Annotated in this window: 18 protein-coding genes; 15 read left to right on the forward strand and 3 right to left on the reverse strand. The window is 67.0% G+C overall.

Annotation, left to right across the window (positions count from 1 at the left end; all coding sequences use genetic code 11):
- Nucleotides 1–11: 11 nt before the first annotated feature.
- The 5 genes from ACWGQ2_RS16785 (at nucleotide 12) to dapF (ending at nucleotide 5,712) form a co-directional block, all read left to right on the forward strand.
- Entirely contained in the window at nucleotides 12–1,310 is a 1,299-nt protein-coding gene (locus ACWGQ2_RS16785) for a coiled-coil domain-containing protein (RefSeq protein ID WP_452019290.1), read from the forward strand.
- Between the two features lie 81 nt (nucleotides 1,311–1,391).
- Nucleotides 1,392–2,207, forward strand: coding sequence for an aggregation-promoting factor C-terminal-like domain-containing protein (locus ACWGQ2_RS16790; protein WP_452019292.1), 816 nt, complete (start codon nucleotides 1,392–1,394; stop codon nucleotides 2,205–2,207).
- Nucleotides 2,208–2,324: 117 nt separating this feature from the next.
- Nucleotides 2,325–3,860, forward strand: a complete 1,536-nt coding sequence (miaB, locus tag ACWGQ2_RS16795; protein WP_452019387.1) for a tRNA (N6-isopentenyl adenosine(37)-C2)-methylthiotransferase MiaB — start codon at nucleotides 2,325–2,327, stop codon at nucleotides 3,858–3,860.
- Nucleotides 3,857–4,765 carry a tRNA (adenosine(37)-N6)-dimethylallyltransferase MiaA gene (gene miaA / locus ACWGQ2_RS16800; RefSeq protein ID WP_452019294.1) on the forward strand — a complete coding sequence of 303 codons (909 nt, stop codon included), beginning with the start codon at nucleotides 3,857–3,859 and terminating at the stop codon, nucleotides 4,763–4,765. The genes miaB and miaA overlap by 4 nt, the downstream gene beginning before the upstream one ends.
- Nucleotides 4,762–5,712: a diaminopimelate epimerase gene (dapF, locus tag ACWGQ2_RS16805; RefSeq protein ID WP_452019296.1), complete on the forward strand. Its 951-nt coding sequence runs from the start codon at nucleotides 4,762–4,764 to the stop codon at nucleotides 5,710–5,712. Before miaA ends, dapF begins: the two co-directional genes overlap by 4 nt.
- A 51-nt stretch (nucleotides 5,713–5,763) precedes the next feature.
- Here the strand turns inward: dapF and ACWGQ2_RS16810 are convergent, their stop codons facing one another.
- Nucleotides 5,764–6,375: a class I SAM-dependent methyltransferase gene (locus ACWGQ2_RS16810; RefSeq protein WP_452019298.1), complete on the reverse strand. Its 612-nt coding sequence runs from the start codon at nucleotides 6,373–6,375 to the stop codon at nucleotides 5,764–5,766.
- Nucleotides 6,376–6,519: 144 nt separating this feature from the next.
- Between ACWGQ2_RS16810 and hflX the strand changes: the two genes are divergently transcribed.
- Nucleotides 6,520–8,088 (forward strand): GTPase HflX, encoded by a 1,569-nt coding sequence (gene hflX / locus ACWGQ2_RS16815; protein WP_452019300.1) that lies wholly within the window; start codon nucleotides 6,520–6,522, stop codon nucleotides 8,086–8,088.
- Complete coding sequence (locus ACWGQ2_RS16820; protein WP_452019302.1) at nucleotides 8,081–10,117, forward strand: ATP-dependent DNA helicase; 2,037 nt, start codon at nucleotides 8,081–8,083, stop codon at nucleotides 10,115–10,117. The genes hflX and ACWGQ2_RS16820 overlap by 8 nt, the downstream gene beginning before the upstream one ends.
- Before the next feature lie 65 nt (nucleotides 10,118–10,182).
- On the opposite strand, the gene lexA is transcribed toward ACWGQ2_RS16820, so the two are convergent.
- Entirely contained in the window at nucleotides 10,183–10,851 is a 669-nt protein-coding gene (gene lexA, locus ACWGQ2_RS16825) for a transcriptional repressor LexA (RefSeq protein ID WP_452019389.1), read from the reverse strand.
- Nucleotides 10,852–11,208: 357 nt separating this feature from the next.
- Here lexA and ACWGQ2_RS16830 point away from each other — a divergent pair, with 357 nt between their 5' ends.
- The 8 genes from ACWGQ2_RS16830 to ACWGQ2_RS16865 all read left to right on the forward strand — a co-directional run bounded on the left by ACWGQ2_RS16830 (nucleotide 11,209) and on the right by ACWGQ2_RS16865 (nucleotide 17,305).
- Nucleotides 11,209–11,658, forward strand: coding sequence for a LysM peptidoglycan-binding domain-containing protein (locus tag ACWGQ2_RS16830; protein WP_452019304.1), 450 nt, complete (start codon nucleotides 11,209–11,211; stop codon nucleotides 11,656–11,658).
- 89 nt (nucleotides 11,659–11,747) lie between these two features.
- On the forward strand, nucleotides 11,748–12,848 hold the full coding sequence (locus ACWGQ2_RS16835; RefSeq protein WP_452019306.1) for a histidinol-phosphate transaminase: 1,101 nt from the start codon (nucleotides 11,748–11,750) through the stop codon (nucleotides 12,846–12,848).
- Nucleotides 12,849–12,922: 74 nt separating this feature from the next.
- The gene (gene hisB / locus ACWGQ2_RS16840; RefSeq protein WP_422400997.1) at nucleotides 12,923–13,540 is read left to right on the forward strand and encodes an imidazoleglycerol-phosphate dehydratase HisB; all 618 of its coding nucleotides are present in this window, start codon (nucleotides 12,923–12,925) and stop codon (nucleotides 13,538–13,540) included.
- Nucleotides 13,537–14,172 carry an imidazole glycerol phosphate synthase subunit HisH gene (hisH, locus tag ACWGQ2_RS16845; RefSeq protein WP_452019308.1) on the forward strand — a complete coding sequence of 212 codons (636 nt, stop codon included), beginning with the start codon at nucleotides 13,537–13,539 and terminating at the stop codon, nucleotides 14,170–14,172. Before hisB ends, hisH begins: the two co-directional genes overlap by 4 nt.
- Nucleotides 14,173–14,175: 3 nt before the next feature.
- Nucleotides 14,176–14,331, forward strand: a complete 156-nt coding sequence (locus tag ACWGQ2_RS16850; RefSeq protein ID WP_422400999.1) for a hypothetical protein — start codon at nucleotides 14,176–14,178, stop codon at nucleotides 14,329–14,331.
- A 27-nt stretch (nucleotides 14,332–14,358) separates the two neighbouring features.
- Nucleotides 14,359–15,108, forward strand: a complete 750-nt coding sequence (priA, locus tag ACWGQ2_RS16855) for a bifunctional 1-(5-phosphoribosyl)-5-((5-phosphoribosylamino)methylideneamino)imidazole-4-carboxamide isomerase/phosphoribosylanthranilate isomerase PriA (protein WP_452019310.1) — start codon at nucleotides 14,359–14,361, stop codon at nucleotides 15,106–15,108.
- A gap of 5 nt (nucleotides 15,109–15,113) precedes the next feature.
- Entirely contained in the window at nucleotides 15,114–15,962 is an 849-nt protein-coding gene (locus ACWGQ2_RS16860; RefSeq protein WP_452019312.1) for an SseB family protein, read from the forward strand.
- Between the two features lie 29 nt (nucleotides 15,963–15,991).
- Entirely contained in the window at nucleotides 15,992–17,305 is a 1,314-nt protein-coding gene (locus tag ACWGQ2_RS16865; RefSeq protein WP_452019314.1) for an MFS transporter, read from the forward strand.
- A 95-nt stretch (nucleotides 17,306–17,400) separates the two neighbouring features.
- Here the strand turns inward: ACWGQ2_RS16865 and ACWGQ2_RS16870 are convergent, their stop codons facing one another.
- A complete protein-coding gene (locus tag ACWGQ2_RS16870) occupies nucleotides 17,401–17,826 on the reverse strand; it encodes a DUF1844 domain-containing protein (protein WP_452019316.1) in 426 nt (141 codons plus the stop codon).
- Nucleotides 17,827–18,050 lie beyond the last annotated feature (224 nt).

Consider the following 18,050-nt stretch of genomic DNA (forward strand, 5'->3'; position numbering starts at 1 on the left):
CTGTGAGGCTAATGGGGCGGAAGTTGCAGACCCCTGCCCTGACTGCAGCCACAGCCGCCGGCATGCTTGCCGCTGCTCTGCTTGCGGGCGTGTCCCCGGCCGCTGCCGATGAGTATCCGTCCTGGGAGGACATCTCGGCGGCGAAAGCGAATACATCCGCCACCGAAGCGCAGGTCCTTGAGCTCGAAGAGCATCTTGACCGGCTGTACGACGAGGCGGGCAACCTGGGCAACGCCGCCGTTACGGCGTCCGGCCGCTACGACGAGCTGCGGTCCGAACTTGAAGCCAGCGACGCAAGGCTGGCTGGCCTTTCCGCCCAGCGCAGCGCTGCGTCCGCCCGTGCTGAGGAGCTGCGCAGCCAGGTGGGAGCACTGGCAGCCCAGACCTACAAGACAGGCGGAATGGACAGCACCGTCCTCTTTCTTCTCGACGCTGAAGAGGGCGTTGCGCATCTTGACCGGATCACCACACTTTCACTGGTAACCGAGCGCACTTCACGCCTCTTCGATGAAGCGGAGGCAGCCGAACAGGCAGCAGCTTCCCTGGAAGAAGCGGAGGAGGCCGAACGGGAGGTTCGCGGAGAACTCGCGGCCGCGGCCCAGGCCCAGTATGAAGACGCCCAGTCTGCAACCGCGGCGGCAGAGGAAGCCGTTAGGGCACAGGAAGAACGCACTGCGGTGCTGGCTGCGCAGCTGGCAGACCTCCGCCGCACCAGCGTCGAAGCAGAACTTGCCCGCCTGCAGGCCGACAGATTGGAAGAGTCGGTACGCCAGCAGGCAGAAGAAGCACGGCGTGCGGCCGGAAAAACGCCGCCGCGCGAGGCTGAACAGGTGATTAATCCCACAAATCCCACCCGCCCCGCACCGCCTGAATCACCCTCGGCTCCCGCTCCGGCCCCCGTACCGGTTCCGTCAAACCCGCCGGTGGCAGCTCCTCAGCCGCCTGCTCCCGCCCCTGCGCCGGCACCCGCTCCGCCACCGCCGCCCCCGGCAGCGCCGGTAAATGATCCTGCCGGTGCGCAGGCGTATGCGTCCTCGCTTATGGGTGGTCACGGATGGAACAGCGGCGAGTTCCGGTGCCTCGTGGATTTATGGAACCGGGAATCAAACTGGCTGACCAGCGCCATGAATCCGTACAGCGGAGCCTACGGAATTCCACAGTCGCTTCCGGGGGACAAAATGGCAGCTGCAGGCAGTGACTGGCGGACCAACTACCGCACGCAGATCCACTGGGGCCTGAGCTACATCAGCCAGCGCTACGGCACCCCGTGCGGCGCCTGGGCGCACTCGGAGCTTAAGGGCTGGTATTAAAGCGGCTCCGTTACACAAACGCAACACGGCCGTTACCAATTCGCGATCTGTCTCAGAATTGCTGTGTACAGTCCCGGACCTATGGAGAACTCACAGGGCCGTCGTGAACAGAGGCAGCAGCGCGCCATGCAGCGCCGCCGCAACCGGATGAAGGTTGGGGCCGTTGCCGTCCTCGGCGGAATCATGGTGGTCGGAACCGCCGGCAGCGCAGTCGGTGAAGAAGACCTGCGTGCCACCGCAGGAATCCAGCTGGCCAGCCTTGCCCTGCCGCTGTTCACCGACGCACCGGTGGCCGAACCCGAGGCATCACCGTCGAGCGCGCCGGACACTGAAAGTACGGACACCGCTGCACAGGCCATGCCCACGCCGGAGCCCGGCGCAGAGCAGCACGCCGCAGAGGAGCAGGCAGCGGACCAGCAGGCCGCTGCAGCAGAGCAGGCCGCCGCAGTGGAGGCAGAAGCGCAGGCTGCCGCCTCCCGAGAAGCCGAAGCCGCAGCCGCCGCCGAACAGGCTGCTGCAGAGCAGGCCGCCGCTGAACAGGCTGCCGCCGAGGAAGCCGCCCGGATCGCTGCTGCCTCGGTTCCCGTTGATGACCCCGCAGGCGCCAAGGCCTATGCCGCGTCTGTCCTGGGCGGCCACGGCTGGGAAGCTTCCCAGATGACGTGCCTGGACACCCTGTGGACCAAGGAATCTGAATGGCTTACCAGCGCTACGAATGCCAGCTCCGGAGCGTACGGCATCCCGCAGGCGCTGCCGGGCGTCAAGCTTGCCACCGCCGGCGGTGACTGGCAGACCAACTACCGCACGCAGATCAACTGGGGCCTGACCTACATCGAGTCCCGTTACGGCAGCCCCTGCTCGGCGTTGAACTTCCACTACGCCAACAACTGGTACTAATCCCAAACCGCCGAAAGGCCAGTTACGGCTCTTCCCAGCGCTCAAAAGAGCCGTAACTGGCCTCTCGGGGGAAATTGCGGAGCGGTGCCCGGCGGGACGTACCCTTGTAGGGTGAGCCTGTCTGTATCCCGTCCCGCGTCCGAACCGCTAGCCGGCCCGGCCGCCGAAGAGCACCAGCGCACCTACCAGGTGCGGACCTTCGGCTGCCAGATGAACGTCCACGATTCCGAACGGATCTCCGGCCTCCTCGAAGGCGCAGGGTACGTTCCGGCCCAGGAGGGCGACGCCGACGTCGTCGTCTTTAATACCTGCGCCGTGCGCGAGAACGCGGACAACAAGCTATACGGCAACCTCGGACAGCTGGCCCGGGTCAAGGAATCCCGCCCCGGCATGCAGATCGCCGTCGGTGGCTGCCTGGCGCAGAAGGACCGTGACACCATCCTGGCCAAGGCGCCGTTTGTCGACGCCGTCTTCGGCACCCACAACATCGGTGCCCTGCCCGCCTTGCTGGAGCGGGCCCGGCACAACGACGCAGCGCAGCTGGAGATCCTGGAATCCCTGGAGGTTTTCCCCTCCACGCTGCCCACCAAGCGGGACTCCGTCTACTCGGGCTGGGTGTCCATCTCCGTCGGCTGCAACAACACCTGCACGTTCTGCATTGTCCCGTCCCTGCGCGGCAAGGAACGCGACCGGCGGCCGGGGGAGATCCTCGCCGAAGTCCAGGCCCTGGTGGACGACGGCGCGATCGAAGTGACCCTGCTGGGCCAGAACGTGAACTCCTACGGCGTTGAGTTCGGCGACCGCGGTGCCTTCGCAAAGCTGCTGCGCGCCTGCGGGTCCATTGAGGGACTCGAGCGGGTCCGCTTCACCAGCCCCCACCCGGCGGCCTTCACGGACGACGTCATCGACGCCATGGCCGAAACCCACAACGTGATGCCCCAGCTGCACATGCCGCTGCAGTCCGGCTCGGACAAGGTCCTGAAGGACATGCGCCGGTCCTACCGGTCCAAGAAGTTCCTGGGCATCCTGGAGAAGGTCCGCCGGCAGATGCCGCACGCCGCCATCTCCACGGACATCATCGTCGGGTTCCCGGGGGAGACGGAAGAGGACTTCCAGGCCACGCTCGACGTCGTTGAGCAGGCCCGGTTCGCCACCGCCTTCACCTTCCAGTACTCCAAGCGTCCCGGCACGCCCGCTGCCGAGCTGCCGGACCAGCTGCCCAAGGCAGTGGTGCAGGAGCGTTTCGAACGTCTCACCGCGCTGCAGGACCGCATCGCCGCCGAAGAGAACGCCAAGCAGATCGGCACCACAGTCGAGGTTATGGTCACCGCTGCGGCAGGCCGCAAGTCCGAAGAAACCGGACGGCTTTCCGGCCGGTCCCGCGACCAGCGGCTGGTGCACTTCTCCGTGCCCGACGGCGCCCCGGTTCCCCGTCCGGGAGACCTCGTTACCGTTCCGGTCACGTCTGCAGCTGCCTTCCACCTGGTAGCGGACCCGGCAACCGCCGCCGACTACTCGCTGCGCCGGTCCCGGGCCGGAGATGCCTGGGACCGTTCGCAGGCTGAATCCTGCGGTGTTCCGGCTCCGGCTGCCGACGGCGCCGCCCGTGCCGGCGTCTCGCTCGGCATGCCCGCCCTGCCGCCGCGCCGGTGACAGCCGCACCGCTGCCCGTTCTCGCCGTCGTCGGTCCCACCGGAACCGGCAAGTCCGACCTCAGCGTGGCCCTGGCCCAGCGGCTGGGCGGGGAGATCATCAACGCCGATTCGATGCAGTTCTACCGCGGCATGGACATCGGCACCGCCAAGCTGCCCAAAGCTGAGCGCGGCGGAATCCCGCACCACCTGCTGGACATCCTCGACGTGACGGAAGAAGCCAGCGTCTCCGCGTTCCAGACCCAGGCACGGGAGGCCATCGACCAGATCCGCGCCCGCGGCAAGTACCCCATCCTGGTGGGCGGCTCCGGACTCTACGTCCGCGCGGCACTGGACGTGCTTGAATTCCCCGGCACGGATCCGCAGCTGAGGCAGCGGATCGAAGCCGAGCTGGAGAGCGAAGGCTTCGAAGCGCTCCGCGAACGGCTGCGCACCGTCGACGCCGTCTCCGCTGGCCGCTTGGGCGATGCCCGGCGCGTGGTGCGCGCGCTGGAAGTCCACGAACTCACCGGACGTCCCTTCAGTTCGTTTATGCCCAGCCGCACCTACCACCAGCCGGCCATCCAGCTGGGGCTCGACGTCGAACGTCCCCTGCTGCACGAACGCCTGGCCCTGCGCGTGGACCGGATGGTCCAGCACGGCCTGCTGGAGGAAGTCCGCGCCCTTGACGCTGCCGGACTGCGCACCGGACGGACCGCCTCGCGCGCCCTGGGCTACGCCCAGTTCCTGAAAGTCCTCGACGGGCTCTGGAGTACCGAACAAGCCGTGGAAGACACCGTGGTGGCCACCCGCCAGTTTGCGCGCCGCCAGCTCACCTGGTTCCGTGCCGATCCGCGCGTCACGTGGCTGGACGCCCGGGATCCCAACCTGCTTCAGTCGGCGCTCACCGCTATTCTGGATCAGTGAGCACAACTTCCCCCGCCGCCCTGTCCGCCTCCGGCCTGCCGTCCGGCCTTGCCGGTCTCGCCTTCGCGAAGGGACACGGTACCGGCAACGATTTTGTCCTGGTCGCCGATCCTGACGGGCTGCGGGACTTCGACGCCGCCGAGGTTGCCGCAGTCTGCGACCGCCACAACGGCATCGGTGCCGACGGCTTTATCCGCGCGGTGCGCTCAGAGCACCTGCCCGAAGGCCAGGCACTGCTGCAGACCAATCCGGATGCAGAGTGGTTTATGGACTACCGCAACGGTGACGGCAGCATCTCGGAGATGTGCGGCAACGGCGTGCGCGTCTTTGTGCACTTCCTGCTGGAAGAAGGGCTCGCGCAGCTCGCCGAAGGCCAGGCACTGCCGATCGGCACCCGCGCCGGCCTCAAGACGGTCACCCGTACGGAGAACGGCTACGCCGTGGACATGGGCCCCTGGGAGTTCATCTTCCCGGACCACGCTGCCGCCAAGGCCATGGACACCGTGGTCAACGCCGGGGGACTGGAAGTGCCCCGGCCGGGCCTTTCCGTGAGCATGGGCAACCCGCACACCGTCGTCGCGCTGGCTGAACTGACTGAGCTTGCCGCCACCGACCTGACGAGGGCGCCGGTGGTTGAACCAGTCCCGGAAGAGGGCACCAACGTTGAGTTTGTGGTTCCCGCTGAACCGCTGGTGCTCGACGGCGTTGGCCAGCTGACCATGCGCGTACACGAACGCGGGGTGGGGGAAACCCTCTCCTGCGGCACCGGAGCCTGCGCAGCAGCCGCCGCCACCCGTTTCTGGGCCGGCGCCGGAGCACCGAACAGCTGGAGCGTGGCAGTGCCCGGCGGAGTTCTGGGCATCCGGTTCCTGACTGGGCCGGAAGGCCGCGAGCACGTGGAACTGAGCGGACCGGCCGTGCTGGTAGCCCGCGGAACCCTGCTTTAGGCCAAACGCCGGGCTGGCTTCCGGCGGGCGGTATCCAGCGCCGTCGGCGCCTTAGGCGCTGCGCTGGACCTTCAGGATGCGGAAGGACTTCGCTGTACTGTGCCGCGCGACGTCAAGGTCCGAACCCAGGTTTTCGTCCAGCCAGCGCTGGAGTGAATCCGAGCCCAGGTTCTTCTGGACTACCAGCCACGCTGTGCCGCCCGGAGCCAGCCGCGGAAGCCACAGCAGCAGCAGTGCATGCAGCTCATCCTTGCCGATCCGGATGGGCGGGTTGGACCAGATGGTTTCAAAACGCAGGGACGGGTCGACGTCGCCGGGCAGCGATGCGTGGACATTTCCCAGTGCCAGCGTGGCCGCGTTGTCCCGGGTCAGGCCCAGGGAGCGTTCGTTGACGTCCACGGCGTACACCTGCGCCTGCGGAGACTTCAGTGCCATGGTCAGGGCGATCGGGCCCCAGCCGCAGCCAATGTCCAGCAGGTTGCCCGCGGGAGCCGGATCGGGAATACCGGAGAGCAGTACCTGCGTTCCCTTATCAATGCCGTCGGGGGAAAAGATCCCTCCGGAAGTTGCGAGGGTGACCTCGCGTCCTGCCAAGGTGACACGCAGCGGCCTGCGGACCTCCGGCGTTGCCGGCTGCGAACTGAAGTAATGCTCTGAACCCATAACTACCAAGATTAGTGGCTGTACGGCATCCGGGCCCCATTCGGCTCCGAGGCCCGGAAATGCACTTATTGCACAACCCGCCGGATGCCCGCCACAATGTGGGTCCACTGGCCTACCATGGTTAACACCGCTTCTAAGGAGATTATGACCATCAACAATTCCCGTCCCGCTGCCGGCTCGACGCCCACAGATTTGAAGCCCGAAGAGATTCAGGGCGTTATCGACCGGATCCTGGCCAAGGAAGACGCAGCTGCTGCCAAGCAGAGCGTGAACCCTGCCGTTGGATTCCGCGGACAGGCACAGGCCTTGTCTGCACAGGAAGCGGAGCACTCGGACTACGACGGGGATCAGCAGGACCTCGCGGACCGCCGTGCCCTGCGCCGTGTGGCAGGACTGTCCACGGAACTCGAGGACGTCACCGAGGTTGAATACCGGCAGCTGCGCCTTGAGCGTGTTGTGCTCGCCGGCCTGTGGACGGAAGGCACAGCGGCCGACGCCGAGAACTCCCTGCGCGAACTTGCTGCACTGGCTGAAACGGCCGGTTCCGAGGTGCTGGACGGAATGATCCAGCGCCGTCTGAAGCCGGACCCCGGAACCTTCCTCGGCTCCGGCAAGGCCCAGGAGCTCAAGGACGTTGTGATGGCCACCGGCGCGGATACCGTCATTGTGGACAGCGAGCTCTCACCGTCCCAGCGCCGCGGACTGGAAGACATCGTCAAGGTGAAGGTCATTGACCGCACCGCCCTGATCCTGGACATCTTCGCCCAGCACGCCAAGTCCCGCGAGGGCAAGGCACAGGTTGAACTGGCCCAGCTGGAATACCTGCTTCCCCGCCTGCGCGGCTGGGGCGAATCCATGTCCCGCCAGGCCGGCGGACAGGTGGGCAGCGCCGGAGCAGGCATGGGCTCACGTGGACCCGGTGAAACCAAGATCGAGCTGGACCGCCGGAAGATCCGCACCCGCATGGCCAAGCTGCGCCGCGAAATCGCCGGCATGAAGCCGGCCCGCGAAACCAAGCGCGCCAACCGCCAGCGGAACCAGATTCCCTCCGTAGCGATCGCCGGTTACACCAACGCCGGCAAGTCCTCGCTGCTGAACCGGCTCACCGACGCCGGCGTGCTGGTGGAGAACGCCCTGTTCGCTACCCTGGACCCGACTATCCGCCGCGCCGAGACTCCGGACGGCCTGGGCTACACCCTGGCGGACACGGTGGGTTTTGTGCGGTCCCTGCCCACCCAGCTGGTGGAAGCCTTCCGCTCCACGCTGGAGGAAGTCGCCGACTCGGACCTGATCCTGCACGTTGTGGACGCCTCCCACCCGGATCCCGAAGGCCAGATCGCTGCGGTCCGCTCCGTGCTGGCCGACGTCGATGCACGCCGGATCCCGGAGATCATCGTGCTGAACAAGGCCGACGCCGCGGACCCGTTTGTCATCGAACGGCTGCGCCAGCGCGAACCGCGCACCGTCGTCGTCTCCGCCCGCACCGGCGAAGGCATTGAGGAACTGCTGCAGGCAATCTCCGAAGGCATCCCGCGGCCGGGTGTTGAACTTGAACTGCTGGTTCCGTACGAGCGCGGCGACGTCGTCTCCCGCCTGCACAGCCAGGATGCCGAGATCCTGCGCCTCGATCATGAGGAAAACGGAACCCGGATGCGGGTCAAGGTCCGCGATTCGCTGGCTCCGGAGCTGGAGCCGTTCCTCAGCCATGCCTAAGAAAGACACCGCCGCCGAGGTCCTGGACCTGCTGCAGACGGCCGTTACAGCCATGGGCGGCCAGCAGCGGCCGGGCCAGCAGCAAATGGCACGCGAAGTCGCCGAGTCCATCGAATCCGGCAAGCACCTGCTGGTCCAGGCCGGAACCGGTACGGGCAAGTCACTGGCATACCTGGTGCCGCTGATCCAGCACTCACTGGAGAGCACCAAACCCGCGCTGGTCTCCACCGCCACCCTGGCGCTGCAGGCGCAGATCGTGGGGCGCGACGTGCCGCGCCTGCTGGCTGCGCTGAAGCCCAAACTGCCACGCGACGTGGACGTTGCCCTCCTGAAGGGCCGCAGCAACTATGTCTGCGTGCACAAGACGGGCGGCGGTTTCCCGGACGACGACGATCCCGGCGCGCTGTTTACGCTCGGTGAGGAAAAAGCCGTCTCCCATCCGGCTCCGGCCGCGGGACCGACGTCGGCGCTTGGCCGCGAAGTGGTGCGCCTGCGCGACTGGGCAGAGGAAACCGAAACAGGCGACCGCGACGAACTGCTGCCCGGCGTCAGCGACCGCGCCTGGCGGCAGGTGTCCGTGACGGCCATGGAATGCCTGGGTGCCCAGCGCTGCCCGGTGGCCGAGCACTGTTTCAGCGAACAGGCCCGCGCCAAGGCTGCGGTGGCCGACCTGGTGATCACCAACCATGCGATGCTGGCCATCAGTGCCTTCGAAGGCCTGGCGGTGCTCCCGGACTACGACGTAGTGGTCATCGATGAGGCCCACGAGCTGCAGGACCGCGTCACCGGTGCGGTCACCGGGCAGCTCTCCGGCACTGTCATCAGTGCAGCCGTCACCGCCGCCCGCAAGCACACCTCCGCCTCAGTGGAGGAACTGGCAGCAGCCGGCCGTGCGTTCGACGCCTCGGTAGAGGGGCTGCCCGCCGGCCTGATGCCCTCCGGTCTCAACGAGGAACAGCAGCTGGCGGTTTCCCGGGTCCGTGAAGCCTGCCGGGTGGCGCTGTCTGATTCCAAGCCTGAGGGCGGTGACGCGGGCGACGGCGGGCGGCAGATGGCCCGCTCCCGGCTGCTCGGAGTGCTGGAAGTCTGTGAACGCCTGCTCGAGGCGCCGGATTCCGGTGAGGTGCTCTGGTCATCGAGGCCCAGCACGTTCTCGCCCGGGGAAGGCTACTCCCCGCCGGATGATTCAGCTCCGGCCACACTGAACGTTGCTCCGATTTCCGTGGCCGGCAGGCTGCGGGACGGACTCTTCGACGGGCACACCGTGGTGCTTACCTCAGCCACCCTGGCGATCGGCTCCGAGTTCGGACCGGTAGCCGGAGGACTGGGCCTCGTCGGCGCCGGTGCGCCGGCCTGGACGGGCACCGACGTCGGCAGTCCCTTCGACTATCCCCGGCAGGGGGTCCTTTATGTTGCCAAGGATCTGCCCAAACCGGACCGCGGCACCTCACCGGCGCAGCTGGCAGAGCTTGAAACGCTGCTGAAAGCCTCAGGGGGCGCCGCACTGGGTCTGTTCTCTTCGCGGCGGGCGGCGGAGGAAGCCGCAGCAGCGCTGCGTGAGAAGGTGGATTTCCCCATCCTGTGCCAGGGCGAGTCCTCCATGTCCGCGCTGGTAAAGGAGTTCGCGGAAGACGACGCGACCTGCCTTTTCGGGACCATGTCACTTTGGCAGGGCGTGGACGTTCCGGGCGAAGCCTGCCGGCTGGTGGTCATTGACCGTATTCCGTTCCCACGCCCCGATGATCCGCTGATGACCGCGCGGACCCGCGCCGTGGCCAAGGCCGGAGGCAACGGCTTTATGAGCGTCTCGGCGACCCACGCTGCGGTCCGGCTGGCCCAGGGCGCCGGCCGGCTGATCCGCGCCGCGGGGGACCGCGGCATGGTGGCCGTGCTGGATTCCCGGCTGGCGACCGCCCGGTACGGCGGTTTCCTGCGCGCGGCGCTGCCGCCGTTCTGGTCAACTACTGACAGGACCGTGGCGCTGGGCATCCTCGAACGGCTGAACGCCGGACAGCGCGCCGGAGCCTAAGCCGCTCCGGCCTGGTTTCATTGCGGGGACACCCGGTCCGGGCGGGTCCCCGCAGGTCACACTGACTACAGGGAACGCATCACCGAAACGACTTTGCCCATGATGGTGGCGTGGTCGCCCATGATGGGTTCGTAGCGGGTGTTCTGCGGCAGCAGCCAGGTGTGGCCGTTGCGCTGCCGGAAGGTCTTGACCGTGGCTTCGTCATCCAGCAGGGCGGCCACAATGTCGCCGTTTTCTGCAGTCTGCTGGCGGCGGACCACCACCCAGTCACCGTCGCAGATCGCGGCGTCGACCATCGAGTCACCGGAGACCCGGAGCATAAAGAGTTCGCCGTGGCCCACCAGCTGCCGGGGGAGCGGCACCATTTCCTCCACCACCTGGTCAGCCAGGATCGGTCCGCCTGCGGCGATCCGTCCCACGAGCGGGACCATTGCCGTGTCCACCGCCGTAGTCAGTTCCGTGACTGATGCAGGAGTTCCAGTGCCTGATGACGTGTCCGCTGCATCCGCCTTCTCTTTGTGCATCAGCAGAGGCACCAGGATCTCCATGGCACGGGGCCGCTTCGGATCGCGGCGGATGTAGCCCATCTTCTCCAGCTGGCTCAGCTGGTGCGTGACGCTGGAGAGGCTGGCGAGTCCAACCGTGTCACCGATCTCGCGCATCGACGGCGGGTAGCCGTTGGCGCTGACGGACGCCTGGATGGTTTCCAGGATCTTCTTCTGCCGCGGGGTCAGTGCCCGGGGACGGGGGGAGTCGGCCGCAGCAGCGGCAGCCGGGCGGCCTTCGGAGTCAGTCCTACGGGGCACTTCGGCTTCCCTTCAAGCGTTCCGGAGGACCCGGAGAGTCGGCAATGTCAGTGGCGGGTGTTTTCCTTTAGTCCAAGGTTCCTGCCGATACCCACGCTAGGGGAGCGGAAGGTCATTTTCAAACATTTGTTCGAGTGAGTCTCGACAGCGTTCGTAGATAGATGCTAGAAAAGGAACAGCAGGAATCGAATACATGTTCGATTCAAGGATGCCAACAGTTCGAATCCACTTTCGAAGCCGGGATTGTGCCGGTACGGAAAGGACTCGGGCCGGAAAGGTTTAGCCATGTCCGTTCAGTTTGCGGCAGCCCGTACTTCACCGGGCTCCCTTCGCTTCATGTCCGCTCCTCAGCGCTCCGCGGGACGCCCCGTCGCCGACCAGCCGGCGGCCGCCCGTCAGGGCGCTGAGCGCCGTCCCGTTCCAGCCGGTCCGCTGAAGCTAACCCGCCGCGGCCGGCTCCTGCTCATCGGCGCTCCGGTCCTGCTGGGCGGCGCCGCGCTGCTGACCTTCATCGGTTTCTTCACGGCACCGGCCCTGGCCTCCAGTGACGGCGCCGAAGTGACGCGCACCCAGCAGGTCAGCGTGAGCACCGGAGACAGTTTGTGGAGCCTCGCCGGCCAGTACGCGCCGGAACGGGATCCGCGTGCCGTCGTCGCAGACATCATGGAACTGAACAACCTCACAGACGACGTCGTTCCCGCCGGCGTCCAGCTCTACATTCCGGTAACCGGCTAGCGCTGCACCGAATCCGCTGTCCGGCATAACCGGCCGTCACCTTTACGCCGGATTCTGCTCCCCGCCGGAGAGCGCCTTAAGCTGGACGGGTGAACGAACAGCTGGAAAAACTCAACCGCCTTCCCCTGCGAGATGACCTGAGGGGCCAGACCCCGTACGGGGCACCGCAGCTGGAAGTACCAATTCTGCTGAACGTCAACGAGAACACCCACGGACTGCCGCAGGAAGTCGCAGAGGCGATCACCGCCTCGGTCCGTGAGGCCGTCACCGGACTCAACCGCTACCCCGACCGCGAGTTCACCGAACTGCGCGAACGCCTGGCAGCCTACCTGGGCCACGGGCTGGCGGTGGAGAACATCTGGGCCGGCAACGGATCCAACGAAGTGCTGCAGCACATCCTGCAGGCCTTCGGCGGACCGGGCCGCACCGCCATGAGCTTCCCGCCCACCTACTCCATGTACCCGCTGCTCTCCAGCGGCACCGGCACCGAGTACATCACGGGCACCCGCGCGGCGGACTTCACACTCAGTGCCTCATCAGCTGCCGAGCAGGTACGGGCGGCGAAGCCGAACATTGTGTTCCTGTGCACCCCGAACAACCCCACCGGCACAGCCCTCGGTCTGGACGTGGTGGAAGCCGTCTACGAGGCAGGCGAGGCGAGCAATGCCATCGTGATCGTGGACGAGGCCTACGCCGAGTTCTCCCACACTGGTACGCCCAGCGCATTGTCCCTGCTGCCGGGCCGGGAACGGCTGATCGTGTCCCGGACCATGAGCAAGGCCTTCGCCCTGGCCGGTGCCCGGCTCGGATATATGGCTGCGGCACCCGAAGTCACCGACGCGCTCCGTCTGGTCCGTCTGCCGTACCACCTCTCGGCCGTAACGCAGGCAACCGCCAACGCCGCGCTGGCCCACGCTGATGCCCTGCTGGCCAATGTGGAGGACATCAAGGGCCAGCGGGACCGGATAGTGGCAGAGCTGACCGAAATGGGCCTGCAGCCTGCGGAATCGGACGCCAACTTCGTGCTCTTCGGCGGGCTGGAGAACCCCCGGAAGATCTGGCAGGGGCTCCTGGACGCAGGCGTGCTGATCCGCGACGTCGGCATTCCCGGGCACCTGCGTGTCACCGCCGGCACCGAAGCCGAAACAACCGCCTTCCTCACCCGGCTGCGCCAGCTGCTCTCTGCCTAGCGCACCCGGCAGCACCGGCAGGGTGCAAACACTAGACTGGTAACCAGAGCCCACTTCTTCCAAAGGAACCTTCTATGACCGTGGAGACCGCCACCGGCCGTACGGCCCGCCTCGAGCGGACCACCAGCGAATCATCCGTTCTCGTGGAACTGGATCTGGACGGCACCGGCCGTTCGGACATCAGCACCTCCGTGCCGTTCTACGACCACATGCTTACCGCGCTGGCCAAGCACTCGCTGATCGACCTCACGGTCAAGGCCACCGGTGACACCCACATCGACGTTCACCACACCGTGGAGGACGTTGCCATCAGCATCGGTGAAGCGCTCAAGACCGCGCTGGGCTCCAAGGCCGGCATCCGCCGGTTCGGCGAAGCCACGGTGCCGCTGGATGAAGCGCTGGCCAACGCCGTCGTCGACATTTCCGGCCGCCCCTACCTGGTGCACTCCGGTGAACCGGCCGGGCAGGAGTACCACCTGATCGGCGGTCACTTCACCGGGTCCCTGACCCGGCACGTCTTCGAAGCGATCACCCTGCACGCCCAGATCTGCCTGCACATGACCGTGCTCGGCGGCCGGGATCCGCACCACATCGTCGAAGCACAGTTCAAGGCCTTTGCCCGCGCGCTCCGCGCCGCAGTGGAGCCGGATCCCCGTGTGGAGGGCATTCCCTCCACAAAGGGTGCGCTGTGAGCCGCAACGTCACGGTCCTTGACTACGGATCGGGGAACATCCACTCCGCTGTCCGTGCGCTGGAACGGGTCGGAGCGAACGTCACCCTGAGCTCCAAGTCCTCCGACGTCCTGGAAGCCGACGGCCTGGTTGTTCCCGGCGTGGGCGCCTTTGCTGCCGTAATGCAGGGACTCAAGGACGTTGATGCGCTGCGGATGATCGGACGCCGGGTAGCCGGCGGACGCCCCGTGCTGGGCATCTGTGTGGGCCTGCAGGTCCTGTTCGATGAAGGCGTTGAGCACAGCGTCCGTACCCAGGGCATGGGCGAATGGCCCGGCGTTGTTGAGCGGCTCGCAGCTGACGTCGTGCCGCACATGGGCTGGAACACCGTTGAGGCTCCTGCCGGGTCACGGCTGTTCGCGGGCATCGAAGATGAACGCTTCTACTTCGTGCACAGCTACGGCGTGCAGAAATGGGACTTCGACGTCACACAGCCGGCCATGCAGCCGCCGCTGGTGACCTGGGCCAACCACGGCGGGCCGTTCGTTGCCGCAGTGGAGAACGGTCCGCTCAGCGCCACCCAGTTCCACCCGGAGAAGTCCGGCGACGCCGGGGCAGCCCTGCTTGAAAACTGGCTGAAGGGACTGGGCTGAGCCATGTGGAGTGTAGTCCTCATGGGCCTGGCCGGTCTGCTGATCGGCGGAGCCATTTCCTTCCGCCGGCAGGGCATGCCGCGCTTTGTCTCCATCAGTTTCTGGATCCTGGCGGGAATGTCCCTGCTCGGCGCCTACGTCCTTACCCTCGGCCTCTGAGCCGGCACCATCACTGAAAGCAGGACCATGTCCCTCACTGAAACACCCATCCTCGAACTGCTCCCTGCCGTGGACGTAGCTGACGGCCAGGCCGTCCGCCTGGTCCAGGGCGAAGCAGGTTCCGAGACCAGCTACGGCGATCCGCTGGATGCTGCCATGGCCTGGCAGAACGACGGCGCTGAGTGGGTGCACCTGGTGGACCTGGACGCAGCCTTCGGCCGGGGCAGCAACCTGCCGCTGCTCAAGCGCGTAGTGGAAGAACTCACCATCAAGGTGGAGCTTTCCGGCGGCATCCGTGATGACGCTTCATTGGAAAAGGCACTTGAACTCGGTGCCCGCCGCGTGAACCTGGGCACCGCCGCCCTGGAGAACCCGGAATGGACCGCCAGCGCCATTGCCCGCTACGGCGACGCGATCGCCGTTGGCCTTGATGTCCGCGGCACCACGCTCGCTGCCCGCGGCTGGACGAAGGAAGGCGGGGACCTCTGGGAGGTTTTGGCCCGCCTGGAAGACGCCGGCTGCCCGCGCTACGTCGTCACCGACGTCACCAAGGACGGCACCCTCCGCGGCCCCAACGTTGACCTGCTCCGTGACGTGCTGGCACGCACCGACCGCCCCGTCGTCGCGTCCGGCGGCATCTCCAGCCTGGATGACCTGGCAGCCCTGCGCGAACTGGTTCCCCTGGGCCTGGAAGGAACCATCGTCGGCAAGGCACTGTACGCCGGTGCCTTCACGCTTCCCCAGGCGTTCGACGTCGCCGGCCATCCGGAGCGCTAACTCCGGTGGCTAAGCGCGAACTGCCCGGGCACATTGCCGCAGCACTGGCTGCCGCAGGCGGGCCGGCGGACTCCGCCGGCGTCCCCTGGGCCGGGCGCAGCCTGGAAGGTGAAGGCAACCCGCTGCACCAGTTCGACAAGGACGACGGGCAGCCCGATGCCGGGTACACCCGCGCCGTCCAGGCGCTGGTTGCCGGCACCGGCACCGAAGCCGGGGTCATTGAGTCGCTGGCCACCGCCCGCGTCTACGTGGCGATCGTGGCAACACTCGGCGAGGAAACGACGTCGGACCACGGGCTCGCGGCTGACAAGGAAGCAGACCTTGCGCTGGTGACCCTCACTGCCCCCGACGGCCGCAAGGCACTGCCGGTCTTCTCTTCCGTCGATGCGCTCTCGCGCTGGCACCCCGAGGCCCGTCCGGTGGCGGTGTATGCACCGCGGGCGGCGCTGTCCGCCGTCTCGGAGGAAGCGCAGCTGCTGGTCATTGACCCCGGCAGCGATGTGACGTTCGTGGTCCGCCGGCCTGCCATGTGGGCTCTGGCGCAGCAGCGGACGTGGGTGCCCTCCTATGAGGACGCCGCGCTGGCTGGGATCGTTACCGAGGCGGCCGGCCAGGAGGCAGCAATCCGGCAGGTCCGCCTCACCGCAGGCGGCGGCGTGGCCTCCCGCACGGCAGAGGGTACGCTGGTTTCCGGCGGGGGCGCCGGGCCGGAACTGAGGATCATCCTCCAGCTGGCACCGGGACTGGATGCCGCAGGTGTCCAGTCACTCGCAGCAGCGCTGCAGCAGCGCCTTGCCAGCCATCCTGAATTCGTTGAGCGCGTTGATTCCCTGGAACTGAAAATCACGCGCTGACCGGCCTAAATGGCCAGAAGAGAAGTGCAGTGAACTTTAGTGTCTACCGGGACCTGCTGGCCATCGTCCCGGTCCGCCGGCTGCTTCTGGTCGGTATGATCGCGCGTTTCCCGCACGCTGCGGCCGGCGTGCTCCTGACCCTCCACGTAGTGCTCACCCTGGATAAGGGCTATGCCGCCGCCGGAGCGGTGGCCGCCCTGGTGACCATCGGCATCGCCGTCGGCGCCCCGTGGCGCGGCCGCCGCGTGGACAACGTGGGACTGCGCAAGGCGCTGATCCCTTCGGTGATTTCCGAAGCCGTCATCTGGTCCGTTGCCCCGCACGTGAGCTATGAATGGCTGCTGGTGCTGGCACTGATTGGCGGCGTCTTCACGCTGCCCGTCTTCAGCGTTGTCCGGCAGTCCCTGGGCATCCTGGCCACGGGGGACAAGCGCCGCACCGCCTTCACTCTGGACTCCATCGCCACGGAGGTTGTCTTCATGGGCGGCCCGGCCGTCGGTGCGGTGCTGGCCACCTCCGTTTCCACGGCCGTCGGGCTCGCCCTGGTCGGTCTGTGCACGGCCGGTGCCGGGCTGTTCCTGATGTGGTTCAACCCGCCCACACGCTCCGAGACTTTGGAGGCGCCGGAGCACGACGTCGAAGCCGCCACGGCGGCGGTCGTCTCCTCAGCGCCGGCTCATCTGGGCGAACCAGCAGCTGAGCTGGCCCAGGCCGCCGGTGCGGCGGCCGAGGCCGAGGATCCAAGCCTGCGCGGCGGGCTGCTGGCGCGGATCCAGGCAGGATTCTCCTGGATGACGCTCAGTGTGGCCGTGGTGTTCGTAGTCGCCGCGGGTGCCGGACTGCTCCTGGCGAGCAGCGACGTCGGCATTGTGGCCCTGGTGGAAGCCTCCGGCAACCCCGGGCAGCTGGGCATCGTCTTCGCCGTCTGGTGCTTCGCCTCGCTGGTGGGCGGCCTGATTTACGGTGCGATGAAGCGGCGGGTCTCCCCGATGCTGCTCCTGCTGGCCATGGCGGTTCTTACCCTGCCGATGTCCCTGGCAACGGACACCCTCAGCCTGGCCCTGCTCTCCATCCCCGGCGGACTCCTGTGCGCCCCGGTGCTCTCTGCCGCCTCCGAGCGTGTAGCTGACCTGGTTCCCGAGGAACGCCGCGGTGAAGCCATGGGCTGGTACGGCTCCGCCCTGACTACCGGAACTGCCATCGGCGCTCCGCTGGCCGGAGCTGCGATCGACATTGTAGGGCCGTGGGCCGGCTTTGCCTTCGCAGGTTCCGCCGCTGCGCTGATGGTACTCCTCACGCTGGGCACCCGCGCCGTGGTGAACGCGCGGCGCACCCTGGTCTAACCGGGGACCCTGGCCTTCAGGCACCCGCACCGGTGTTAAACGCGGCCGGGGCCTGAAGAGTGAACTCTTCGGGCCCCGGCCTTAGCGCTGGAGAATTAGTTGACGGGACCGGTGAACTTCTCGCCGGGGCCCTGTCCGGGAGCATCCGGAACGGAGGACGCTTCGCGGAAAGCGAGCTGCAGGGAACGCAGCCCGTCGCGCAACGGTCCGGCGTGCTGGCTGCCGATCTCCGGAGCCGCGGCGGTGACGAAGCCTGCCAGTGCGGTGATCAACTTGCGGGCCTCATCCAGGTCCTTGAGGTCTTCGGCGTCTGCGCCTTCGGCCAGACCGCACTTCACGGCGGCGGCACTCATCAGGTGGACGGCAGCGGTGGTGATCACTTCAACCGCCGGCACTTCGGCGATGTCGCGGACCTGCGTCGAAACGGGGGCTTCGGAGTGGGTGTGGGTTTCTTCTTCGGAGGTTCCGGGGAAGGAGTGGCGGGCAGAATCGCCAGCCGGATTGCTCTGTGGGGTACTCATACTGGTAAGCTTGTCACAGACCGACCGGTAGACGTTATTTGCGCCCGGCTCACAGGTATGAAATCAGTGGGCTGCTGTTGCAGGTAAAGACACCGGTATGCAAGCGGAGACTCTCCCACCCGCGTCAGCCTGATCAATCCCGCCACGGCGGGATCAGAGTTGCCGGGTTCTGGTCGGCCTTCCAGGGCAGCATCTTCGGATGACCCGCTGGAAGCGCACTGGAC

Source organism: Arthrobacter sp. NPDC055585 (genome assembly GCF_053619115.1).